The organism is Brevundimonas sp. (assembly GCF_016463485.1).
Taxonomy (GTDB): Bacteria; Pseudomonadota; Alphaproteobacteria; order Caulobacterales; family Caulobacteraceae; genus Brevundimonas.
The window spans coordinates 1-22,330 of sequence record NZ_JAEMRD010000047.1; the positions used below are offsets into that span (position 1 = coordinate 1).

Genomic DNA, 22,330 nt, shown 5'->3' on the forward strand with positions numbered 1-22,330 from the left:
TGGCCCATTTGATGAAGTCGGCCACGATCAGGAAATAGCCGGGGAAGCCCATCTGCTGGATGATGCCGACCTCCCATTCCAGCCGGGTCCAGTAGTCGGCCTCGGGCGCGGACGGGGTGACCTGTCGCAGCCGTTCCTTCAGCCCCTCGCGGGCCTGATGCATCAGTTCGTCGGGCTCGGAACGGCCATCGCCGGTGTCGAAGCGCGGCAGGATGGGGGCGTGGGTCTTGACCAGGAAGGCACAGCGCCGCGCGATGTCGATGGTGTTGTCACAGGCCTCGGGCAGGTCGGCGAACAGGGCGCGCATCGCCTCGGCCGGCTTGAACCAGTGCTGGTCGGTGATCCGGCGGCGATCCTCCTGACCGGTGAAGGCCCCGTCGGCGATGCACAGCAGGGCGTCGTGCGACCGCGCCTGGGACTGTTTTGCGTAGTGGACGTCGTTGGTGGCGACCAGCGGCACGTCATGGTCATAGGCCCAGGCCACCAGACCCTGTTCGGCCTGTCCCTCGCTGGGCAGGCCGTGGCGTTGCAGTTCGACGTAGAAGCGGTCGCCGAAAACCTCGGCCATCGTCGCCAGCGCCGCATGCGCCTCGGCGGGCTTTGACTGGACAAACAGGGGATCGACGGGGCCGTCGGGACCGCCCGACAGCAGGATCAGCCCGTCCGAATGGGCGACGACCTTGGACCAGGGCACGCCCGGCTCGTCGTCGCCCGCGTCGAGATAGGCCGAGGACGACAGGGCCGACAGGTTCAGCCAGCCCGTTTCGTCCTGGGCGATCAGCACGATGGTCGCGACCTTGGCCCACCGCTCGGCGATCTTGCCGCCGATGCCGCTGACCGGCAGGGCGCAGGCAATCAGCGGCTGGACCCCTGCCCCCTTGGCGGCTTCGGAAAACTCCAGTGCCCCGAACAGATTGGCCCGGTCCGCCACCGCCACGGCAGGCATCCCGGCACCGGCTGCCAGACCCGGAACCTTCCCCGCCTTGATCGCGCCTTCCAGCAGCGAATAGGCCGAACGGACCCGGAGGTGGACGAAACCCTTGTCGGCCAGATCAACCACCCTCTGCACCGCTCATCCCCGCGGAAGCGGGGACCCAGTCCTGGGCATCCGACAGACCTCCAAGACGTAGCTCGTCATAGAGATCATGCCATGCCGGATTGGCTTTCTCGATCAGCTCGAGTTTCCAGACCCGGTTCCATTTCTTGATCCTGCGTTCACGCTTGAACGCCGCGTCTCGGCTGTCATGGATTTCGTACCAGACCAGTTGATCGACGCTGTGCTCAGCGGTGAAGCCGACGAATGTTCTGGCCTTGTGCTGAGATACCCGCGCGATCAGGTCTTCCGTTGACCCGGCATAGATCGTCCCGTTCCGTCCGCTCGCCACGATGTAGGTGTAGAAGGCCATCGGATCGGGTTCGCGGCTCTCACTGGGTCCCCGCTTTCGCGGGGATGAGCGGAAAGGGAGTACTAGGGGCGAATCATCCTGCCAGTGCCGCCGCCTGCCAGACCATCCAGACAAAGCCGCCGCACGATGCAAGCGACAGCATATCCCTGACCCACCTCGACATCGTCTTATCCCCAGATTGCGTGTTCCGGGAATGTTCTATGTTGCGGATTTGTTCTCGTCAACAGGCTTCGGGTCGAGTTTTCCACGACACAGCTCACGGTCCCGCGCTAGACTGATGCAGACGCCCCTCCCCGCCATCCCGGCGGGCGGCGCACGGAGTATCGGTCATGGCCAAGGGTCAGGTGCGCAGCAACAAGGAAACGCGGAAGCCCAAGGCCGAGAAGGCCAAGCCCGCCGTGGTCGTGGGCACCTCGCCCTTCACCCAGGTTCCCGGCAAGAAGTAGCCACTTGCTGAGGGAGCGGCCGCTCAGTGCGGCCAGACTTCCTTCAGGACGTCGACCTTGCCGTCCTTCTGGCGGACCTCCAGCGAGGGCACGTCGGGCTTGCCGTCGGCGAACAGCTCATAGATCACCGCGCCGTCGGCGGCCTGGGTGCTTTCGATGACGCGGACGGGGGTCAGGCCGGCGCGGGCGGTCTCGGCGGCGGCGCGGACGGCGGCGGGGGCTGTGGCCCAGGCGATGTCGCGCTGGATCTCGACCACGGTCCAGCCCTGGGGCGTTTCCAGCAGGTCGAACTCGATCTCGGCGCCGTTCAGCGTGCCCTCGACGTCATAGTAGCGACGGCCCTCGCGTTCCTTCAGTTCAGCCTCGTCGACAATGAAGCCCGGCCGCGCGGCCCGGACGACGGCGACCACCCCGGGCGGAATGTCAGCGGCGGCGGTCGGGGTGATGTCTGTCTTGGGCGCGACCGGGGCGGCGGTGGGTTCGGACGCAGGCTGTTGACAGGCGGCCAGGGCGACGACGGCGCAGGCGGATAGGACGAGGCGGATCATGGGCGATCTCCGGTCACGAAAAGACGGCCAGCCTATGCCCGCGCCTACGCTCCCGCAAAGACTGGATCGGGATCGATCCAGACCGCCCATGCATCGATCAGCCGCATCGATCAGTAGGCGTGGCTCTCCGCCGGACGTTCTTCCAGATGGCCGTCCTTCAGGGCGAAGACGCGGTCCATGTGACCGGCCAGCTCCATGTTGTGGGTGGCGATCAGGGCGGCGACGCCGGTGTCCTTGACCAGCTTCTGAAGCGCCTCGAACACCGTCTGGCTGGTGGTCGGATCCAGGTTGCCCGTCGGCTCGTCGGCCAGCAGCAGGCGCGGCTGGTTGGCGAGCGCCCGGGCCAGGGCGACGCGCTGTTGCTCGCCCCCCGACATCTGGGCCGGCTGGTGCAGGACGCGTTCGGCCAGACCCAGCGACCCAAGAGCCGCCTCGGCCATCTGCCGCGCCTCCGCTTGCGGACGGCCCGCAATGCGGATCGGCAGGGCGACGTTGTCGCGCGCGTCGAACTCGGGCAGCAGGTGATGGAACTGGTAGACGAAGCCGATGCGGTTCAGGCGGATGCGGGTCCGCGCCCGCTCGTCCAACGCCCCGACGTCCTCGCCGTCGATCATGACCGTGCCGTCGGTGGGCCGTTCCAGCAGTCCGGCGGCGTGCAGCAAGGACGACTTGCCCGACCCCGACGGCCCGATCAGGCCGACGATCTCGCCCGGCATGACGTCCAGATCGACGCCGCGCAGCACGGTCAGCTCGCCGCGTCCGGTGACATAGGTGCGGGTGATCCCACGCAGGCTCAGGACGGGATTACTCATAACGCAGCGCCTCGACCGGATCGATCCGGGTCGCCAGCCACGACGGGATGATGCTGGCCACGCAGGACATGAAGACGGCCCACAGGGTGATCCAGACGACGTCCATCGGGTCCACCTTGGCCGGGATGGCGTCCAGCATGTAGACGTCGGCGTTGAACAGCTGGGTCTGGAAGACGAACTCCAGGAAATGCTGGATAGCTCCGATGTTCAGGCAGAACAGCAGGCCCAGGATCAGGCCCACGATCGTGCCGGCCACCCCGATCGACGCCCCGGCCATGAAGAAGACCCTCAGGATCGACGACGGGCTGGCTCCGATGGTCCTCAGGATGGCGATGTCGCGGGTCTTGTTCTTCACCAGCATGACGATGCCGGAGATGATGTTCAGCGCCGCGATGGCGACCACCATCCCCAGGATGATCGACATGGCTACCCGCTCGACCTTCAGCGCGCCCCAGAAGGCGGCCAGGCGCTGGGTCCAGTCGGTGACCAGCGATCCGGCACCGGCCGCGTCACGGACGGGGGCGAGATAATCCTGGACCCGGTCGGGCTCGTCGACCTTGAGCTCGATCACGTCCCACAGCCCCTCCTTGCCGAAGAACAACTGCGCCTGTTCGAGGGGCATGAAAATGAAGGCACGGTCGTAATCGGCGGTGCCCGACGAATAGGCCCCGCCGATGAAATAGGTCTTCTCCTGGCCGCCCAGATTGCCGAAGGCGCTGTCGGCGCCGGTCGGGGAATAGATGCTGATCGGATCGCCGACTCTCAGGCCCATCTGGTCCATCAAGGCCTGACCGACCAGCACGTTGTTGCCGCCGTAGAAACCCCGGCCGAAGCTGGCCTTCGCCTCATCGGACAGGCTGGACGAGACATACTGCATGGTCCCCAGATCCTGGGGACGCAGACCGCGCACCACGGCCCCCGTGGTCTGGCCGCCTGCGCGGATCAGGGCCTGGGCCTCGACCAGGGGGCTGACGCTGACGACGCCGGGCACGGCCTTGATCCGGGTCAGGGCCGCGTCGCGATCAGGCGAGGTCAGGACCGCGCCCTGAACGTACATATGGCCGTTGAAGCTGAGCATCCGGCCAAGCAGTTCGGAGCGGAAGCCGGACATGATGCTGAGCACCACGATCAGCGCCATCACGGCCAGCATGATGCCGAAGAAGGAGATGATCGCGATCAGCGCCACCCCGCCCTCCTTGCGCTTGGCGCGGAGGTAGCGAAGGGCGAGACCGACTTCCCACGACGAGAAGGCGCCGGCGGGTTTCGAAGGCTTCGCGGCCAAGGAAGCGTCCGTCAAGCCAGCGTCTCCAGCGCCACATCCAGCGACACTGACACCTTCTCCCCCGTCGCGCGGCGTTTCAGCTCGACCACGCCGTCGGCCAGACCCTTGGGCCCGATGGTCAGTTGCCAGGGAACGCCGATCAGGTCGGCGGTGGCGAACTTGCCGCCCGGGCGTTCGTCGGTGTCGTCGTACAGGACGACCTTGCCGGCCGCCTCCAGCGCCTCGACCGCCGCCTCGCAGGCGACGCAGACCGCCTCGTCCGAGACGCGCAGGTTGATGACCACCACGTCGAACGGGGCCACGGCGTCGGGCCAGATGATGCCCGCATCGTCATGGCTGGCCTCGATGATCGCGCCCAGCAGGCGCGACACCCCGACGCCATAGGAGCCCATATGGACCTCGGTGTCCTTGCCGTCCGGCCCGGCGACCCTGGCCTTCATCGGGGCAGAGTATTTGGTGCCGAAATAGAAGATGTGGCCGACCTCGATGCCGCGCGCCGTCAGGCGGTCGGCCTCGGGCGTCTGGGCCTCGAAGGCGGCGGCGTCGTGCATTTCCTCGGTGGCGGCATACATTGAGGTCCGCTCGTCGAAGACGCCCTGCAGATCGTCCCAGTTCACGTCGTTGCCGGGAGCCGGCATCTCGACCAGGCGGCGGTCACAGAACACCTGGCTCTCGCCAGTCTCGGCCAGGACGATGAACTCATGGGACAGGTCGCCGCCGATCGGCCCGGTGTCGGCGCGCATCGGCACGGCCTTCAAGCCCAGCCGCGCGAAGGTGTTCAGATAGGCCGTGAACATCCGGTTGTAGGCCTTGCGCGCCGAGGCCTCGTCGACGTCGAACGAATAGGCGTCCTTCATCAGGAACTCGCGGCCGCGCATCACGCCGAACCGGGGCCGGCGCTCGTCGCGGAACTTCCACTGGATGTGAAACAGGTTCAGCGGCAGGGCCTTGTAGCTCTTGACGAAGCTGCGGAAGATGTCGGTGATCATCTCCTCATTGGTGGGGCCGTACAGAAGCTCACGCTCGTGCCGGTCGGTAATGCGCAGCATCTCGGGGCCATAGGCATCATAACGCCCCGACTCTCGCCACAGGTCGGCCAGTTGCAGCGTGGGCATCAGCACCTCGACCGCCCCCGCCCGCTCCTGCTCCTCGCGCACGATCTGTTCGATGCGGTTCAGCACGCGCAAGCCCAGCGGCAGCCAGGCATAGATGCCGGCGGCCTCCTGCTTGATCATCCCGGCGCGCAGCATCAGCTGGTGCGAGACGATCTGGGCGTCCGAAGGGGCTTCCTTCAGGATGGGCATGAAATAGCGCGACAGGCGCATGGGGCAGACTCTCGTGGCGAACAGCGTCCCTCGCTTTAGCGGGTCACCAAGGGCGAAAGCTAGGCAGAACGATCCTTCTCTACCCGCAACGGGAGAAGGACACGTCTATGCCGCGTTCGCCGCCTTCATCACCGGCGGAGCCGCCTGATCCAGCCGCTCCATCAGATAGGCCAGATCATCGCGAGGCGCGTTCGGCCGCTGGGTCAGGAACCGTTCCAGCATCCGCTCGCGGAAGGCCTCGCCCGACGTATCCGCCCCCTCGGCCTGAAGCGCACGCCAGGTGTCGACCCCGGCCCGGTAGGCCTGGAACAGACGCGGCGGCAGTCCCGCCCGGTCGTACAGGGCCTTCAGCCCCAGCGGTCCGGCGTCGTGGATCATCAGCCACGCCCGGGAATGCGGCGTGGACGTCAGCTCGGCCAGCCCGTGCTCGAACAGGGTCATCTGTCCCCGCGCCAGCGCCCGCAGCAGCAGCGAGGCCGTGAGGGCCTTCCTGGCGTTCAACTGGGCCACGAACCGGGGCAGGTCCTGGCTGGACGCCGCCTGATCGACCAGATCGACCGTGGCCCGCTCCCGCGCGAAGGTCGCCAGCCGGATCGCCGTCTCGGGTGCCACCGCATGACGGCTGACCAGATGCTCGCGCACGGCGTCGCTGGCCAGGGCGATCAGCTTCTCGGTGATGTCCAGCGGCAGGACCTGGCGATAGGCCAGGGCCGCCACGATCTCGGGCGCGTCGCCGAACCGGTCAATGGTCCGCGCCATCGCCCGCTCGGACAGGTCGGCGTTGTCGTTGGACGCCAGGGTCCGCACGGCCTGCTCGCAGCCGTCGACGCTGAGCGCCTCGGCGACATCGCGTGACACCTTCGGCCGGGCCGCGATCGCGATCTGGCGCACGGCCGATCCCGCCTGGATGATCTCGATCAGGTCCTCGTCGGTGAAGACCGGCGAAAATCCGATGATGGGAAGGGCGACGCTGTCCACGTCCGCCGCCAGCCGGCGTGCCACGTCGTGGGGGATCAGGTCCGACGCCTTCAGCGTCACCGCCATCGAGCGCCGCACCAGCTCGGCCGCATCGTTGGCCAGCACCCTCAGGATCTTCTGCGCCGCCTCGCGGTCCTCGTCGGTCAGTTCGGCCCGGTCGATGGAGCGGCACAGCTTGTGCGCCGCCGCCGCCCGCTCGTCCTCGTCGGTCGCCTTGATCAGGCGACGGATATCCATGTCGGTCAGCCGGGCGCGGAAGGCGGTCATGGACGAACTCGTTTCAGGGAATCGGACGCTGAGGCGTCACCTTCAGCCTGCCATGCTTAATGGCCGGTTTACTATCCGCGACCGGCCGGAGATTCACGCCGTATCCGGCCCCGGCGAGAAGGCCCCGCCAAAGCCCGACGATTTCGCGTCCTCGCCCTGCCCCAGCAGCATGGCCAGCAGGTTCTGATTCTGCTTCAGCCGCTCCAGCCGCGCCGCCAGCATGATGTCGCGTTCCTGGTCGGTAGGCGGCGTCCGGGGTTCGCCTGTGACCGCCGCCGGCGCGCCGTCGCCCGCCGTCTTCTGCAGGTTGGCGTGAACCTCAGCCACCGTCGCCGGCCGCCCGTCGCGAAAGAAGATCGAGCGGTTCGCCTGCGCCGCCTCCGGGAACAGGGCCGCCGCGCTGGATCCCGGACGCGACGTCATCGCCTCCATCAGCCGCCCTGCCCCTGCGGGCCCCAGGAAGTGCGCCGCATACAGGTCGCCCGCCCCCGGCTCGCGACCCGTCCGCCCCCTCAGATAGGCCGCGTTCGACGCCGTCAGCTCAGCCGCCATGGTCGAGGCGGCCTGCGGATCGAACCTCAGGTCCATGACCACGTTGCGCGCCGACCCCTCGACGCGCCAGCGCCCGTCCGAGCCGCGATGGATCAGGTCGGCGTACTGGCCGTATCCGTGCTTGGCGCCTGCCGACTTGACCGTCGCCAGCCAGGTCTGCTCGATGAACTGAAACAGCCCCGCCGCCGACGAGGTCCGGGCCTTGGCCGAAGGGTTCATCGAACTCTCGCGCCGGGCGGTCTTCATCAGGAAGTCGAAGTCCACGCCGGTCGCATGGGACGCGCGTCGGATTGCAGCCTCCACGCCCCCTGCCGATGGAATCGTTCCGACTGTCATGATGGCCGGACGCTGACGGATCGTGGTTAACGGAACCTTAATATCGTGCCCCGGTGGCAGGCCTTTCAACTTACCGACGATAAGCTGAAACACCGCCGAAATCCCGCCACAAGCTGCGCGCGAACTTCGATCGTGGCGGGCCGGGGGCGGCTTCCAACGAGGGAGTGACGGCCATGATGATAAGAGCTGCCGGCGGACCGGGACTGATCAGCCCGCTCGACTACGGCGAACGCAAGGGCTTCCGGTTCAACCGCAACACCTGGATCGCCATCGGGGTGGTCACCCTGGCCCACATCGGCGTCGGCGTGGCCATCTACTACCAGCGGTTCGAGGTTCCCGCCCAGCCTGAGGCCATTCCCGGCAACCCCATCGACGTCAGCATGATCACCGTGCCCAAGGTGATCGTCGATCCGGTCGATGAGCCCAAGCCGGTCCCGCCGAACCTGCCGGTTCATCCCTCGCCAGTGCCGATCCCCAGTACGATCGAGACGATCACAGCCATCCCCGGCCCGCGCACCGATTCGAGCACCTTCACCATCGCTACGCCCGTGCTCGTGCCGACGCTTGATGCCACCCCGGTGCCGGTCGATCCGCCCCGGCCGCCCGCCGTCATCACCCGCCCTCGCTGGGCCAGCCAGCCCAGCGCCGCCCAGATGGAACGCGCCTTTCCCCGCCGGGCGCTGACCGACGGCATCCCCGGCTCGGCCTCCCTGAACTGCCTGGTCTCGGCCGCCGGTACGCTCAGCAACTGTTCGGTGGCGTCCGAAACGCCGCGCGGCCAGGGCTTCGGCCGCGCGGCCTCCAGCCTGACGCCCTTCTTCCGGATGAGCCCCGGAACCGTGGACGGTCAGGCGATCGACGGCGCCCGCGTCGCCTTCACCGTCCGCTTCGCCGTCAGCGACTGAAGCGTCGGGGATCCAGGGCGGCGGCGTGGGGCGATCTCGCGCCCCCGTCCTGGAGCTCGCCTTCGATCGCGTCGGCTACGACCTGAGCCACCAGCGGCCCCAGCAGCCAGCCGTTCCGACGCGGGGCGAGGGCGAGATACAGCCCCGGCTCTCCGCTCGCCCCCGCCATGGGCAGGCCGTCGGGTGTCGCGCCGCGTATCCCCACCCGCCACTCGACAGGTCCGGCGACGGGATGCCCCAGCAGCTGTTCGGCCGCATCGATCAGCTGTCGGCCCGCCGCCGCGTCCGGCTCCAGATCCCGCCGCCCGGGCTCCATCGTCGCCCCGATCAGCGCCCCCTCGCCCGATGGCGCGACATAGATGCCCAGTCCCCTGAGGACGGCATCGGTCCGGTCCGGCACAGAACCGATCTGGCCCCGGATCGGCTGGATCCGGGCGATCAGCAGCGCGACCTCGGGCGGCAGGCCCGTGACCGGCCTGGACGCCCCCGTGGCCAGCACCAGGGTCCGCGCCTCGATCTCGCCCTGCGCCGTCGCGACCTTCCAGCCGGTCGCCGTGCGCGCCACGGACCCGACCCAGGCCGAAGTCACCGGACGCGCCAGGACCGCCCGCATCGCCTCCAGCGCCGGGCCCGGCTCGATCAGCACATCCGACATGACCGAGACCCGACCGTCGTCAGTCACCGAACCGGGCTGGATTTCCAGCTGTTCGATAGCCTTGTTCATGGCGGTCGTCTGACGCCCGGCCCAGAAGGTCCGCGCCGGATGGATCGTGATCCCAGTGCCTTCCGCAAACCCGTCCCAGACCGACCGCGCGTCCCGCATCAGCGCGGCGCGCTCAGGCGTCGCCCTGTCCATGACGGCTTCCAGAGTCGGCGCGATCATGCCCGCCGCAACCGATGAGGCATTGGGCACACCGGTGTCCACCACACGGATGTCATGGCCCCGCCGCGTCAGTTCGACGGCGGTACACAGGCCCAGCACGCCTGCGCCGATGATCAGGATGTCGTTCGGGATGTTGTCGGACTGCGGCACGGGCGGTCCTTCGACCGCCCGCACTCCGATTTCAAGACGTCAAAGCGTCCTCAGGCCGAAACGGCCAGCGCGCCTTCGGCGTTCAGCCGCTCGACCAAGGCCTCGTGCTGCTTCCACAGGGTCTTGGGCAGCCGGTCGCCGAACTTCTCGTAGAAGGCAGGGATCAGCGAGGCCTCCTCGCTCCAGACCTGGGCGTCCACGTCCAGCAACAGGTGGAGGTCCGCGTCCGAAAGGCTCAGGCCCGACAGGTCCAGGGCTTCTGGCGACGGCACACGACCGACCGGCGTATCTTGCGCCGTGGCCTCGCCGTCCAGACGCCCGGCGATCCACTTCAGGACTCGCGCATTGTCGCCGAATCCCGGCCAGACGAATTTGCCGTTCTCGTTCTTGCGGAACCAGTTCACGAAATAGATGCGCGGCAGCTTGGACTTGTCCGTGGCCTTCTCGCCCAGCTTCAGCCAGTGCGCGAAATAGTCGCCCATGTTGTAGCCACAGAAGGGCAGCATCGCGAACGGGTCGCGGCGCAGCTCGCCGATCGCATTCTCGGCCGCCGCCGTGCCTTCCGACGCCACGGTCGACCCCAGGAACACCCCGTGCTCCCAATCGAAGGCCTCGGTCACCAGCGGCACGGCCGAGGCGCGGCGGCCGCCGAACAGGATGGCGTCGATCGGCACGCCCTTCGGGTCCTCCCATTCCGGCGCGATGGTCGGGCACTGCGAAGCGGGCGAGGCGAAGCGGGCGTTCGGATGGGCCGCGGGCTCACCGGATGCGGCGTCATAGGGAACGCCCTTCCAGGTCGTCATCCCCTCGGGCGTCTCGTCCGTCATCCCTTCCCACCAGACATCATTGTCAGCGGTCAGCGCGGTGTTCGTGAAGACGGTGTTGGACGCCAAGGTGGTCATGGCGTTGGTGTTGGACTGATGGCTGGTGCCCGGCGCGACGCCAAAGAAGCCGGCCTCGGGGTTGACGGCGTACAGCCGCCCGTCATCGCCGAACCGCATCCACGCGATGTCATCGCCGACCGTCTCGGCCTTCCAGCCCGGCAGGGTCGGTTGCAGCATGGCCAGATTGGTCTTGCCGCAGGCGCTCGGGAAGGCGGCGCAGACGTATTTCACGCGGCCCTTCGGATCCGTCAGCTTGAGGATCAGCATATGCTCGGCCAGCCAACCCTCGTCGCGGGCCATCACCGAGGCGATCCGGAGCGCGTAACATTTCTTGCCCAGCAGGGCGTTGCCGCCATAGCCCGAGCCGTACGACCAGATTTCCCGCGTCTCGGGGAAGTGGACGATCCATTTATCGGCGTTGCACGGCCAAGGCACATCGGCCTCGCCGGCCTTCAGCGGCGCGCCCAGGGTGTGAACGGCCGGCACGAACACGCCGTCGTCGCCCAGCACGTCAAGCGCCGCCTTGCCCATCCGGGTCATGATGCCCATCGACACGGCCACGTATCCGCTGTCGGTGATCTCGACGCCAAGCGCGCTGATCTTGGAGCCCAGCGGCCCCATCGAGAACGGCACGACGTACAGGGTGCGCCCGATCATGCAGCCATCGAACAGCCCGTCCAGCCGTGCCCGCATCTCGATCGGATCGGCCCAGTTGTTGGTCGGGCCGGCGTCCAGCGCATCCTCGGAACAGATGAAGGTCCGGCTCTCGACCCGCGCGACGTCGCGCGGATCGGACACGGCGTAGTAGCTTCCCGGCTTCTTGACCGGATCCAGCGCCTTCAGCGTGCCCCGGCCGATCAGGTCGGCGACAATCGCGCTCTTCTCGGTCTCGGACCCGTCGCACCAGTGGACCCGGTCGGGCTTGGTCAGGGCGGCGATCTGCTCGACCCAGGCGATCAGCCGTTTATGGCGCGTGGGGGCCGGAAACAGGCCGGGAATCGCGACCGATTCGATCTCGAGTGCTGACAATCTGGTGCTCCTGAACCATCGGCCGGGCGCTCTTTGAGCGGCGCCTCGGAAACCCTGAAACGTAACATGACGTGATATTTCAGTTACAAAGACACGTCGGCGGACCTTGCGTCAACCGCAGCCAACCGGGTGCGATCGATGACACCGGTTTCCGTGGGCAGACAGCGAGTTTGTGTCGCAGTCAGGCCTCACGCCCGCTAACGAAGACGGCATGGACATCCTCGACCCCGCGATGAGCCGATCCGCGATGGCGCTGCATTCCCCCGCTGCCGAGCGGAACGCCGCCGCCATCCTCGCCGTCCTGCGCACGCATCTGCCCGCGCGTGGCCGGGTGCTGGAGATCGCGTCGGGCACCGGCCAGCACGCCCTCGCCTTCGCCACGGCCCTGCCCGATATCGACTGGACCCCCACCGACCCCAGCGAACAGGCCCGCGCCAGCATCGCCGCTCACGCCGCCTCGGGCCCACCGAACCTCAAGGCCCCGATTGCGCTCGACGCCGCCGACCCTGCGACCTGGCCGACCGGCCCCTTCGACGCTGTCGTCTGCATCAACATGATCCACATCAGCCCGTGGGCCGCGACGGAAGGCCTCATGAGCGGTTCCGGAGCGATTCTCGCCAACCCGGGCGGCCTGCTCGTCCTCTACGGCCCCTGGATCGAGCCCGAAGTGCCGCTTGCCCCGTCCAACGCCGCCTTCGACGCGGACTTGAAGGCCCGCGACCCCGCCTGGGGCCTGCGCGACAGGGACACCGTCGTCGGCCTCGCGAAATCGCACGGCCTGCACCTGACCCGGCGCGTCGACATGCCCGCCAACAACATCATGCTGCTGTTTCGCCGCGCCTGAGCTATACCGGCAGCAACGATGACACCGGAGGACATCCCCATGAAAGCCGCTCTGATCGCCGCCCTCGCCCTGGTCACCACCACCACGGCCGCCCAGGCCCAGACACCGCCTGCCTATGGCGAGCCGATCCGTCTCGAACTGGCCCAGGCCCTGATCGACCGGGCCGTCCAAGCCGCCGCCGCCCGCAATTTCCGCATGGCCGTCGCCGTCGTGGAGCCGTCCGGCGAACTGGTCGCCTTCGTGCGCATGGACGACACCCAGTACGGCTCGATCTTCGTCGCCCAGAAGAAGGCCGCGACCTCCGCCCGCTACCGCCTCTCCACCCTGACCATGGAAGAGCGCACCCTGGCCGGCCGGACCGTCAGCCTGGCCAATGAGGACGCCCTGCCGATCGCCGGCGGCCTGCCCATCGTGGTCGACGGCCGGATCGTCGGCGCCATCGGCATCTCGGGGGCCTCGGCCGCCGAGGATAACGAGATCGCCCTGGCCGCCCTCGCGCCCCGCTGAGATCAATCGACCATTGACCCGCCCCGCCGTCTGCGCGAGGGCGGGGCATGGCTTTCACCCGCACCTATGACGGCGACGAACCCGTCCGTCTGAACAAATGGCTGGGCCAGTCCGGCGTCTGTTCGCGCCGCGAGGCAGACGGCCTGATCGCCGAGGGCCTCGTCGCCATCGACGGCGCGGTCGTGACCGACGCGGGTCGCAAGATCGAGCCCGGCCAGACCCTGACCCTGGCCGACCGCGCGACCGAGGCCCTGGCCGCCGGCATGACCATCCTGCTGCACAAGCCGACCGGCTTCGTCTCCGGCCAGCCCGAGCCCGACAAGACCCCCGCCGTCACCCTGATCCACGAGGCCAATCAGATCGGCGGCGGGCCGGTCCCGGCCGAGGACGCCTCCCTGCCGCCCATAGGACGCCTGGACGAGGATTCGCGCGGCCTGCTGATCCTGTCGTCCGACGGCGTCGTGGCCAAGGCCGTGATCGGTCCCGACAGCGAGCTGGACAAGGAATACCTGGTCCGCGTCTCCGGAGACGTCACCGAACAGAAGCTGAAGACCCTGCGCTACGGCCTGCGCCTCGACGGCCGCCAGCTGAAACCTGCCCGCGTCAGCCGCATGGAGCAGCAACGCCTCAAATTCATCCTGCGCGAGGGCCGCAACCGCCAGATCCGGCGCATGTGCGAGATGGTCGATCTGGAGGTCACCGACCTCATCCGCATCCGCATCGGCCCTATCCGCCTCGATGGCCTGGAAGAAGGCCGCTGGCGTCACGCGACCCCCGAGGAACGCGCCGCCTTGGTGGGCTGACAGGTTTCGCCGAAACCTCGCACCGAGGGCCTCCAGCGCCTATCTTCCCGACTCACATGCCCATCCGTCGCCTCCCGCCCGAGACCGTCAACCGCATCGCCGCCGGCGAGGTGGTCGAACGGCCAGCCAGCGCCATCAAGGAACTGGTCGAGAACGCGCTCGACGCCGGCGCCACTCGCATCGAGATCCAGGCCGACGGCGGGGGCCTGTCGCGTATCCTGATCGCCGACGACGGCCACGGCATGGCCCCGGACCAGCTGGCCCTGGCCGTCGAGCGCCATGCCACGTCAAAGCTGAAGCCTGACGACGCGGGGGACGTGGACCTGCTGCGCATCTCAACGCTGGGCTTTCGCGGCGAGGCCCTGCCCTCGATCGGCTCGGTCGCCCGCCTGACCATCACCAGCCGCGCGGCTAACGGTGATGCGCACCAGATCACCGTCGAGGGTGGCGATCAGAGACCCGTCGCTCCCGCCGCCTTCCCTGGCCCCCACGGGGCCCGTGTCGAGGTGCGCGACCTGTTCTACGCCACCCCCGCCCGGCTCAAGTTCATGAAGTCGGAACGCTCCGAGGCCATGGCCATCTCCGACGAGATCAAGCGCCAGGCCATGGCCCACGAAGCCGTCGCCTTCACCCTCGACCTCGACGGCCGGACCACCCTGCGCCTGCCCGCCGAACACCCCGGCGACGAAGGCCGGCTGAAGCGACTCGCCGCCCTGTTGGGCCGCGACTTCGAGGCCAATGCGCTGCTGATCGATCAGGCCCGAGACAACGTCCGCCTGACCGGCTACGCGGGCCTGCCGACCTACAGCCGGGGCAACGCGGCCCACCAGTACCTGTTCGTCAACGGCCGCCCTGTGAAGGACCGCCTGCTGCAAGGGGCCCTGCGCGGCGCCTATGCCGACTTCCTCGCCCGCGACCGGCACCCGGCGGCGGTCCTGTTCCTCGACATCGACCCCCTCTACGTCGACGTGAACGTCCACCCGGCCAAGGCCGAGGTCCGGTTCCGAGACCCGGCCCTGGTGCGCGGCCTGATCGTCGGGGCCCTGCGCCACGCCCTGGCCGCCGCCGGCCACCGCGCCTCCACCACCGTCGCCGCCGATGCGCTCGCGGGCCTGACCCCCCATGCGGGCGTCCCCTCCTGGAACCAGGGCACCTGGCAAGGGGCCGCCTACAGCCCGACGTCGCCGTCGGCCGCCGGCTTCAGTGGCTGGCAGGGCTGGGCCGCCCCGGCATCGGCCACAGCCCAGATCCTTCCCGGCCTCAACGAACGCACCGCCCGCGTCGAGGATTACGACCTCGCCACTCGCCACTCGCCACTCGCCACGACCGCAGACGGCCCCGACCTCATCGACCACCCCCTCGGTGCCGCCCGCGCCCAGGTCCACGGCACCTATATCGTCGCCCAGACGCGCGACGGCATCGTCGTGGTGGATCAGCACGCCGCCCACGAGCGCCTCGTCTACGAGAAGATGAAGGTCCAGATGGCGGCCGGTTCCGTCGCCCGTCAGGCCCTGCTGACCCCCGAGGTGGTCGAGCTCGACCCGTCCGAGGCCGACCGCGTGGCGTCGCGCGCCGACGAACTCGCCCAACTGGGCCTGATCGTCGAGGCCTTCGGGGCCGGGGCCGTCCTGGTCCGCGAGACCCCGGCCCTCCTCGGCGACACGGACGTGCAAGGGTTGATCCGCGACATCGCCGACGACCTGGCCGAACACGGCGCGGCCCTGGCCCTGTCCGAACGCCTCGCCGAGGTCTGCGGCACCATGGCCTGCCACGGCTCCGTCCGCGCCGGCCGCGTCCTCTCCGCCCCCGAAATGAACGCCCTGCTGCGCCAGATGGAAGCCACTCCCCACTCCGGCCAATGCAACCACGGCCGCCCGACCTATGTGGAGCTGAAGCTGGGCGATCTGGAAAAGCTGTTCGGACGCCGCTAGAAGACCCCATCGGGATCACCCCGACAGGAATGCCTATGTCCGGGATTGTGCGTCAGGCCTGAGGCCGACGTCCTCCGTCGAGCCTCTGATGAACCCGTCGGCGTGACTGCGCCGGCGAGAGCCTTCACGCCCTCCACGGACACCATCCATGAACATCTCCCGTGCGGAACAACGCACGCTTCACGCCCTGGCCCAGGGCGGTCGAATCCAGCTGGAACGCGACGATCAGGGCCGCATCCTGTCGGCCGCCTGCTTCACCAGCGACGGCCTTCTGCTCACCGACTGCAACACCCAGACCTGGCGCAAGCTCAAGGCCAAAGGGCTGATCGGCTCGATCGACGGCGGCCCCTATCGGGTCAACCGCGAGGGTCTGGCCCGCATGCGCAGCTAGGTCGACAACCGCGTCTCAGCTCGCGGTTGGTAGCACCCTGAGGAAGAGGACGCGTGCGGCACCATAGTCGCGCGCGTCCAGCCGCTCATAACCCGGTGTCTCGATGTCGGGCTCGCCGGAGCCGCGCTCGAGCATCACGACTGCCGCCGGCTTGAGCCAGCCACCGGCCCGTAGCGCCGACAGAGCCTGTTCGCCCAGGCCCTTGCCATAGGGCGGATCGAGGAAGGCGAGGTCGAACGCCGGTCCCGTCGAGGCCGGACGCTCACCCAGATCGACCGCACTGCGCCGATGCACCCGCACCGAGCCCGTCACTCCGAACGCCTCCGCGTTCTCGCGGATCGCCCCTCGCGCCGCATCGTCCACCTCGACGAACAGACAGAAGCCCGCACCCCGGCTCATGGCCTCGAAGCCCAGCGCCCCCGAGCCGGCGAACAGGTCGATGACCCGGATCCCCGACAGGCCCGGTGCCCAGGCCGCATGCTCGAGCACGTTGAAGACCGCCTGACGGGCCCGGTCCGAGGTCGGCCGCGTCCCCTGGCCCTCAGGCGCGACGATGCTTCGGCCGCGCAGGGTTCCCGCCACGATCCGCATCAGGTTTCGCTCGCGAACCGGGCCTCGACTTCGGCGCCGGTCAGACGGACCCGGTCGCCCGCGAAGGCGTAGTTGTCAGGCTTGGCATCCACATAGATCTCACCCGCGAATGCGAAGACCGAGGGATCATCGAACGCCTGGGCCGAAACCACCGTCATGCCGCCGCTCTTCAGCCTCCAGAACAACGACGCTCCGCAGGTTCTGCAGAATTGTCTCTCGGCCCAGTCGGACGACTCATAGGCCGTCAGCGCCTCGGCACCGGTGACTTCGACGCTGTCGCCACAATCGACGCCCAGATAAACCCCACCGCTCCAGCGCCGGCAGCGCTCGCAATGACAGGCGTGCATGCCGTGGACCGGCACGGCAGTGAAGGTCACGGCCCCGCACAGGCAACGGCCGGACAGCCGCGTCTCGCTGGAATTCGCATCCATGGGATCGCTCCGGTTTTAGGCTTCAGCTCCCGCCGCGCGGGCCGCCGGGTTTGACGCCGGATCGACCCGATGGTCGCGCCGGACCCGACCCCGTCGTCCGGGGCTTGAAGTCTCGCTTGGCCCCGTCCCTGGGTCCGCTCCGGGGTGCCTTGTCGTCCCTTGCCCACGTCGAGGACTTGGGCCCGATGATCTTGTCCTCGCGCGGCTTGAAGGCGCGTTTGGGCCGATCGTCTGCCGGGGCCTCGCCGTCGGGTCGAGCGCGAGGCGTGAAGGTCTTCTTGGGATGCTCGAATTTCGGTCCCGCCTTGGCCCAGCCGGCCTTTTTGGGCGGACGGTTGGCGCGCTCCGTGGCCTGGGCCGTCGCCGTTCCGGCCGCCCGGACCCGACTGGGCTTCCTCGACGGATCCGAGATGGCAGATCCCGACTTGCCGGTGACCAGCGGCATCCCGCCCCGGCGACCCGGCACCGGCGCAGGCGTCTGCACGGCATTGCCCTCGGGCAGGTTCTCGGGCCGGATGTGTTCGCCCAGCAGCTCGCGGATCACCCGGGGGCCGACTTCCTCCACCGCACCGACCGGCAGTGTGCCCAGCTGGAACGGCCCATAGGCCAGGCGGATCAGCCGGTTGACCGTCAGGCCGATCGACTCCAGCACCTTGCGAACCTCCCGGTTCTTGCCCTCGCTGATCTGGACGCTGATCCACAGATTGGCGGACTGAAGCCCGTCCTCGTTGGTCTTGGCCTTGTCGATGGTGGCCAGGACCGGGCCATAGCGTTCGCCGTCGACAGTTACCCCGTCCTTCAGCGTGTCCAGATCGGCCTGGGTGATCCGCCCGCGTGCCCGGGCCCGGTACTGACGCACCAGGGCCGTCGCCGGCAGTTCCAGCGCCCGCGACAGCTCCCCGTCATTGGTCAGCAGCAGCAGGCCCTCGGTATTGATGTCCAGCCGCCCCACCGAGATCACCCGCGGCAACCCGGCCGGCAGGCTGTCGAACACAGTCGGCCGCCCGCCCGGATCGTTGTGCGAGGTCAGCAGGCCCACCGGTTTGTTGTAGCGCCAGACCCGCGTCGCCTGCACCGCCGCGATCGGCTTGCCGTCCACGGTGATGACGTCGTCGCGGGTCACCAGGGTCGCCGGCGTGTCCAGGATGCGGCCGTTGACCGCCACCTTGCCCAGGCCGATCAGCCGCTCGACCTCGCGACGCGACGCGATCCCGGCGCGGGCCATGGCCTTGGCGATCCGCTCGCTGCGCTTGGGCTCCTCCGGCGTCTTGGCGGCGAACTTGCCGCCCGGTTTGTCGGATCGGGGCGAGGCCTTGGCATCGTCGGAATAGCGTTTGCCCTTGATCGGCTTCTCCGGCCGCGCGCCCTTGTCGGCGGCATAGGATCGCCCCGTGCCGGCACCGGGCCGGGCCTGGGCGCCGCGCGTGGTCTTGCCCTCGGAGGCTGTGAAGGCGGCACTGGCTGAGCCTGGGCGCGCGGCCCCGCTTTTCGGGCGATCGCCGGGCTTGTGCGGACGCAGCCCTTGACTGGGGCTGGGCTTCTTGTCGTTGTCGTCGGGATGGCGGGCCATGATGAGCGGTTCATGCGCATGGCGATGGCCTTGGCGCAAGCGGCGGCGGACGCAGGCGAGGTTCCTGTCGGCTGCGTGATCGTCGACGAGACCACCGGCGAGGTGGTGTCAGAGGGCTCAAACGGCCCCGTCGCAGCCCATGATCCCACGGCCCACGCCGAGATCGTCGCCCTGCGCCGGGCCGGCGTAGCGACGGCCAACTATCGCCTTACCGGCCTGACCCTCTATGTGACGCTGGAGCCCTGCGCCATGTGCGCCGGCGCGATCAGCCACGCCCGAATCGGCCGCGTCGTTTGGGCCGCCGACGACGCAAAGGGCGGCGCCGTCGTCCACGGACCGCGCCTGTTCGAGCAACCGACCTGCCACTGGCGACCCCAGGTCGAGGGCGGTCTGCTGGCCGAGGAGTCAGCGACGGCCCTCCGCGACTTCTTCCGCGCCCGTCGTGCCGGAACAGCAAGGCTTGCCGAACGTTGACGGCGCCATGACCCTTCGCCTCCTTCTCGCCGGCGCGCTCGCCGTCCCCTTCCTCGCCGGCTGCGGCCCCGACCAGAACGAGGCCCCGACCGACAGCGCCGCCGTCGAGGCCCGCGCCATCGAGGCCCAGACCACGCGGCGCCGCACGGGCGCGGAGATCCAGGAACGCGCCATGAGCCGCGTCATCCGCACCGTCTATCTGTGCGAAAACGGCGAGCGGCTGTCGGTCGATTTCGACAACCCCCGCTCCATGGCCACGGTCCGCAACGCGCGCGGCGAGGCCATCGACCTGTTCCAGGAACGCACCGCCGACGGCCTCTGGTACAAGGCCAGCGCCTATGAACTGCGCGGCAAGGGCCTGATGGCCACCTGGACCGCCGACGGTGCTCCCGCCACAACCTGCCGCGCGGTGGACTGAAGCCTCAGCCGAACGCCGCCAGACGCCGGTCCAGCAGGTCGCGGACCTCGGGCCAATCCTCGTCCAGCACGGCGAACAGGGCCGTGTCCCGGACCCGTCCGGTCCAGGTGATCTTGTGCTTCCTCAGCACGCCCTCGTCCCGGGCCCCCAGCTTGCGAATCGCGGCCTGGCTGTGAGGATTGATCGCGTCGGTCAGGATCTCGACCCGCACCGCTCCGGCGGCGAAGGCGTGACCGAGCAACAGGCGCTTGCAGGCCGGATTGACCGCCCCGCCCCGTGCTTCCGGCCGATAGAAAGTCGCTCCGATCTCGCAGCGACGGTGCTCGGGCTTGATCTCGTAAAGGCTGGTCGTGCCGACGATCACGTCCTCAGACGACCTATGCACGGCCCAGGCGACCTTGGTTCCCTTGGCCATGTCGCCCAGCGCCGCGTCGAAGAAGGCGTCGAACCGCTCGCCACAGGCGCTGCCCACCATCAGAGCCCATGCCTCGGGATCACAGTTCAGAGCCGCCCGCAGGGGTTCCCGGAGCCGTTCCGACAAGGGCTCCAGCCGGACGTAGTCGTCCTCCAGACCCTGGACTACGATCTTCACGCCGCGCCCTGGTCACGCAGGAAGGCGGTCAGGTCGGCAGAGTCGACAGTCTTCTCGACGAAGGCGTCGCCGATGGCCCGGGCCAGCACCAGGGTCACCCGCCCGCCCTCGGCCTTCTTGTCCCCGGTCATCCGGGCCAGCAGCGCCTCGGCCTCGAACGTGCCCGCCTGATCCAGCCGCGTCGGCAGCCCCGCCGCCGCGACCACAACCTCGACCCGCGCGACATCCGCAGGCTGACACAGCCCCAGCCGCGCCGAATACCGGAACGCCAGCACGCACCCCAGCGCCACCGCCTCGCCATGCGCCAGCGCCGCCTCCTCGAACCCCAGCTCGGCCTCGACCGCGTGTCCGAAGGTGTGACCCAGGTTCAGCAACGCCCGCCGTCCCGACTCGCGCTCGTCCTCGCCGACGATGGCGCTCTTGATCTCCACCGAGCGAACCACGGCACGTTCCAGCGCCGCTGGATCGCCCGTCGCGCCCCCCGCGCCCTCGCCCGCCAGCCAGTCGAAGAACTCGGCGTCGCAGATCAGCCCGTGCTTCAGCACCTCGGCCCACCCCGACCTCAACTGCACGGCCGGCAGGGTGCTCAGCACATCGATGTCGGCCAGCACCAACCTGGGCTGATGGAAGGCCCCGACCAGGTTCTTGCCGCGCGGCGTGTCGATCGCCGTCTTTCCGCCTACGGACGAATCCACCTGGGCCAGCAGGGTCGTCGGCACCTGCACGAAGTCGATGCCGCGCATGTAGAGCGCCGCCGCCAGCCCGGCCAGATCGCCCACGACGCCGCCGCCCAGCGCCACCACCACGTCCTTGCGGTCCAGCCCGATGGCCAGCAGGGCGTCCAGCACCCGCTCCAGCTCGGCGAAGGACTTGGACCCCTCGCCCGGCGGCACCGTCACCATCCGCGTGGCGACCCCGGCCGCCTCCAGCGAGGCCGTCAGCGACGGCCCGTGCAGGGCCGCGACGGTCTCGTCGCTGACGATCACGGTCCGTCCCCGCGCGAACGGCGCGATCCGACCGCCGGCCTGGGCCAGCAGCCCTCGCCCGACCACCACCTCATAGGGCGCGAATCCCGCACCGCCGACCCGGATCGAGGTCATGCCGAGGTCTCCGCCGTCTGCCGGTAACGCTCCAGCGCCCTGATGATCGCCTCCACCGCCTCGAAATGGGCGCCGCCGCCGACGTCGACGGTCACATGGGCCTCGCCATAGACGGGGTAACGGACCTGGGCCATCTCCGACAGGGCCTCATAGGCGTCCTTGCCACGCAGCAACGGGCGGGTGTCGCGCCGCTGCACCCGCGCCGCCACGACCTTCAGATCGGCCCTCAGCCACACCATGGTCGCCCGATCCTTGAGCAGGGCCCGGGTCTCGTCGTTCAGCACCGCCCCGCCGCCCGTCGCCAGCACGATCGGCGGCCCTTCCAGCAGACGCCTCATGACCCGCGCCTCGCCCTCACGGAACGCCGTCTCGCCCATGGTCGCGAAGATCTCGGATACCGACATCCCCGCCGCCTGTTCGATCTCGTCGTCGCCGTCGGCGAAGGGCAGCCCCAGCCGCGCCGCCAGACGTCTGCCCACGGTCGATTTCCCCACGCCCATCAACCCGACCAGGGCTATGGTGCGGCTCTGCAACAACTGGGATTCGGCGGCGAGAGGCATGACGGATCAACCCTCTACACGATGCGCCAGCGCTCGCCAGAGCCTGAAAACCTGCGCCGTGCCATGAGCGGTCCTGTCAGTTCGCCCCAGGTCGAGGCCTTCCTGGAGATGATGGCGGTCGAGCGCGATGCCTCGCCCCACACCCTGTCGGCCTATGCCCGCGACCTCGCCGACGCCGAAGGCACCCTGCCCCCCGGGGGTCTGCTCAAGGCCGACGAGACCGCGATCGAGGCCTGGTTCGCCGCCTTGTCGACACGCGGCCTGTCCGCATCGACAGCGGCGCGCAGGCGCTCGGCCGTGCGCCAGTTCTACCGG

At 68.9% G+C, this 22,330-nt stretch carries 26 protein-coding genes; 10 read left to right on the plus strand and 16 right to left on the minus strand.

The window, feature by feature from the left end; all coding sequences use genetic code 11:
- Together JHC99_RS08825 and JHC99_RS08830 are read right to left on the minus strand one after the other, a co-directional pair.
- The coding region (locus JHC99_RS08825; RefSeq protein WP_292153504.1) for a PHP domain-containing protein at nucleotides 1-1,060 on the minus strand (1,060 nt) is incomplete at its 3' end.
- A complete protein-coding gene (locus JHC99_RS08830) occupies nucleotides 1,053-1,406 on the minus strand; it encodes a GIY-YIG nuclease family protein (protein WP_292153464.1) in 354 nt (117 codons plus the stop codon). The genes JHC99_RS08825 and JHC99_RS08830, both read right to left, overlap by 8 nt.
- 329 nt (nucleotides 1,407-1,735) lie before the next feature.
- Here JHC99_RS08830 and JHC99_RS08835 point away from each other — a divergent pair, with 329 nt between their 5' ends.
- A complete protein-coding gene (locus JHC99_RS08835; RefSeq protein WP_271144152.1) occupies nucleotides 1,736-1,852 on the plus strand; it encodes a hypothetical protein in 117 nt (38 codons plus the stop codon).
- 23 nt (nucleotides 1,853-1,875) lie between these two features.
- Here the strand turns inward: JHC99_RS08835 and JHC99_RS08840 are convergent, their stop codons facing one another.
- From JHC99_RS08840 to JHC99_RS08865, 6 genes are all read right to left on the minus strand, one after another.
- A complete protein-coding gene (locus JHC99_RS08840) occupies nucleotides 1,876-2,400 on the minus strand; it encodes a hypothetical protein (RefSeq protein ID WP_292153465.1) in 525 nt (174 codons plus the stop codon).
- Nucleotides 2,401-2,510: 110 nt separating this feature from the next.
- The gene (locus tag JHC99_RS08845) at nucleotides 2,511-3,212 is read right to left on the minus strand and encodes an ABC transporter ATP-binding protein (protein ID WP_292153467.1); all 702 of its coding nucleotides are present in this window, start codon (nucleotides 3,210-3,212) and stop codon (nucleotides 2,511-2,513) included.
- Nucleotides 3,205-4,494 carry a lipoprotein-releasing ABC transporter permease subunit gene (locus JHC99_RS08850; RefSeq protein WP_292153470.1) on the minus strand — a complete coding sequence of 430 codons (1,290 nt, stop codon included), beginning with the start codon at nucleotides 4,492-4,494 and terminating at the stop codon, nucleotides 3,205-3,207. The genes JHC99_RS08845 and JHC99_RS08850 overlap by 8 nt, the downstream gene beginning before the upstream one ends.
- An 11-nt stretch (nucleotides 4,495-4,505) precedes the next feature.
- Nucleotides 4,506-5,819, minus strand: a complete 1,314-nt coding sequence (gene proS, locus JHC99_RS08855) for a proline--tRNA ligase (RefSeq protein WP_292153471.1) — start codon at nucleotides 5,817-5,819, stop codon at nucleotides 4,506-4,508.
- Between the two features lie 105 nt (nucleotides 5,820-5,924).
- Nucleotides 5,925-7,064, minus strand: a complete 1,140-nt coding sequence (locus JHC99_RS08860) for a DUF2336 domain-containing protein (RefSeq protein WP_292153473.1) — start codon at nucleotides 7,062-7,064, stop codon at nucleotides 5,925-5,927.
- A gap of 93 nt (nucleotides 7,065-7,157) precedes the next feature.
- Nucleotides 7,158-7,952, minus strand: coding sequence for a transglycosylase SLT domain-containing protein (locus tag JHC99_RS08865; RefSeq protein WP_292153475.1), 795 nt, complete (start codon nucleotides 7,950-7,952; stop codon nucleotides 7,158-7,160).
- A 173-nt stretch (nucleotides 7,953-8,125) separates the two neighbouring features.
- Here JHC99_RS08865 and JHC99_RS08870 point away from each other — a divergent pair, with 173 nt between their 5' ends.
- Nucleotides 8,126-8,857, plus strand: a complete 732-nt coding sequence (locus JHC99_RS08870) for an energy transducer TonB (protein ID WP_292153477.1) — start codon at nucleotides 8,126-8,128, stop codon at nucleotides 8,855-8,857.
- Here the strand turns inward: JHC99_RS08870 and JHC99_RS08875 are convergent.
- Nucleotides 8,847-9,890 (minus strand): FAD-dependent oxidoreductase, encoded by a 1,044-nt coding sequence (locus JHC99_RS08875; protein WP_292153479.1) that lies wholly within the window; start codon nucleotides 9,888-9,890, stop codon nucleotides 8,847-8,849. The genes JHC99_RS08870 and JHC99_RS08875 overlap by 11 nt on opposite strands.
- 50 nt (nucleotides 9,891-9,940) lie before the next feature.
- Complete coding sequence (locus tag JHC99_RS08880; RefSeq protein WP_366927755.1) at nucleotides 9,941-11,788, minus strand: phosphoenolpyruvate carboxykinase (GTP); 1,848 nt, start codon at nucleotides 11,786-11,788, stop codon at nucleotides 9,941-9,943.
- Nucleotides 11,789-12,014: 226 nt separating this feature from the next.
- Between JHC99_RS08880 and JHC99_RS08885 the strand changes: the two genes are divergently transcribed.
- The 5 genes from JHC99_RS08885 (at nucleotide 12,015) to JHC99_RS08905 (ending at nucleotide 16,279) form a co-directional block, all read left to right on the plus strand.
- Entirely contained in the window at nucleotides 12,015-12,647 is a 633-nt protein-coding gene (locus JHC99_RS08885; protein ID WP_292153482.1) for a DUF938 domain-containing protein, read from the plus strand.
- A 39-nt stretch (nucleotides 12,648-12,686) separates the two neighbouring features.
- Nucleotides 12,687-13,154 (plus strand): heme-binding protein, encoded by a 468-nt coding sequence (locus tag JHC99_RS08890; RefSeq protein ID WP_292153483.1) that lies wholly within the window; start codon nucleotides 12,687-12,689, stop codon nucleotides 13,152-13,154.
- 47 nt (nucleotides 13,155-13,201) lie between these two features.
- Entirely contained in the window at nucleotides 13,202-13,957 is a 756-nt protein-coding gene (locus JHC99_RS08895; protein WP_292153485.1) for a pseudouridine synthase, read from the plus strand.
- 56 nt (nucleotides 13,958-14,013) lie between these two features.
- Nucleotides 14,014-15,888, plus strand: a complete 1,875-nt coding sequence (gene mutL, locus JHC99_RS08900; RefSeq protein WP_292153487.1) for a DNA mismatch repair endonuclease MutL — start codon at nucleotides 14,014-14,016, stop codon at nucleotides 15,886-15,888.
- A gap of 148 nt (nucleotides 15,889-16,036) precedes the next feature.
- Nucleotides 16,037-16,279, plus strand: coding sequence for a YjhX family toxin (locus tag JHC99_RS08905; RefSeq protein WP_292153488.1), 243 nt, complete (start codon nucleotides 16,037-16,039; stop codon nucleotides 16,277-16,279).
- A 15-nt stretch (nucleotides 16,280-16,294) separates the two neighbouring features.
- Here the strand turns inward: JHC99_RS08905 and rsmD are convergent, their stop codons facing one another.
- From rsmD to JHC99_RS08920, 3 genes are read right to left on the minus strand one after another with little or no spacing between them, the layout of a single operon-like run.
- Complete coding sequence (gene rsmD / locus JHC99_RS08910) at nucleotides 16,295-16,870, minus strand: 16S rRNA (guanine(966)-N(2))-methyltransferase RsmD (RefSeq protein ID WP_292153490.1); 576 nt, start codon at nucleotides 16,868-16,870, stop codon at nucleotides 16,295-16,297.
- The gene (locus tag JHC99_RS08915; RefSeq protein WP_292153492.1) at nucleotides 16,870-17,301 is read right to left on the minus strand and encodes a GFA family protein; all 432 of its coding nucleotides are present in this window, start codon (nucleotides 17,299-17,301) and stop codon (nucleotides 16,870-16,872) included. Before JHC99_RS08915 ends, rsmD begins: the two co-directional genes overlap by 1 nt.
- Nucleotides 17,302-17,323: 22 nt before the next feature.
- A complete protein-coding gene (locus tag JHC99_RS08920; protein ID WP_292153493.1) occupies nucleotides 17,324-18,871 on the minus strand; it encodes a pseudouridine synthase in 1,548 nt (515 codons plus the stop codon).
- Nucleotides 18,872-18,883: 12 nt separating this feature from the next.
- Here JHC99_RS08920 and tadA point away from each other — a divergent pair, with 12 nt between their 5' ends.
- Nucleotides 18,884-19,345 carry a tRNA adenosine(34) deaminase TadA gene (tadA, locus tag JHC99_RS08925; RefSeq protein ID WP_292153494.1) on the plus strand — a complete coding sequence of 154 codons (462 nt, stop codon included), beginning with the start codon at nucleotides 18,884-18,886 and terminating at the stop codon, nucleotides 19,343-19,345.
- A 7-nt stretch (nucleotides 19,346-19,352) separates the two neighbouring features.
- Nucleotides 19,353-19,763 (plus strand): MliC family protein, encoded by a 411-nt coding sequence (locus JHC99_RS08930; protein ID WP_292153495.1) that lies wholly within the window; start codon nucleotides 19,353-19,355, stop codon nucleotides 19,761-19,763.
- A gap of 4 nt (nucleotides 19,764-19,767) precedes the next feature.
- Here the strand turns inward: JHC99_RS08930 and JHC99_RS08935 are convergent, their stop codons facing one another.
- The 3 genes from JHC99_RS08935 to JHC99_RS08945 are packed head-to-tail and all read right to left on the minus strand — an operon-like array spanning nucleotide 19,768 to nucleotide 22,015.
- Nucleotides 19,768-20,355: a GNAT family protein gene (locus JHC99_RS08935; RefSeq protein WP_292153497.1), complete on the minus strand. Its 588-nt coding sequence runs from the start codon at nucleotides 20,353-20,355 to the stop codon at nucleotides 19,768-19,770.
- Nucleotides 20,352-21,455 carry a 3-dehydroquinate synthase gene (gene aroB, locus JHC99_RS08940; protein WP_292153499.1) on the minus strand — a complete coding sequence of 368 codons (1,104 nt, stop codon included), beginning with the start codon at nucleotides 21,453-21,455 and terminating at the stop codon, nucleotides 20,352-20,354. Before aroB ends, JHC99_RS08935 begins: the two co-directional genes overlap by 4 nt.
- Nucleotides 21,452-22,015: a shikimate kinase gene (locus JHC99_RS08945; RefSeq protein ID WP_292153501.1), complete on the minus strand. Its 564-nt coding sequence runs from the start codon at nucleotides 22,013-22,015 to the stop codon at nucleotides 21,452-21,454. Before JHC99_RS08945 ends, aroB begins: the two co-directional genes overlap by 4 nt.
- A 63-nt stretch (nucleotides 22,016-22,078) precedes the next feature.
- Here JHC99_RS08945 and JHC99_RS08950 point away from each other — a divergent pair.
- Nucleotides 22,079-22,330, plus strand: a 252-nt coding sequence (locus JHC99_RS08950) for a site-specific integrase (RefSeq protein WP_292153503.1), incomplete at its 3' end; no start/stop codon positions are given.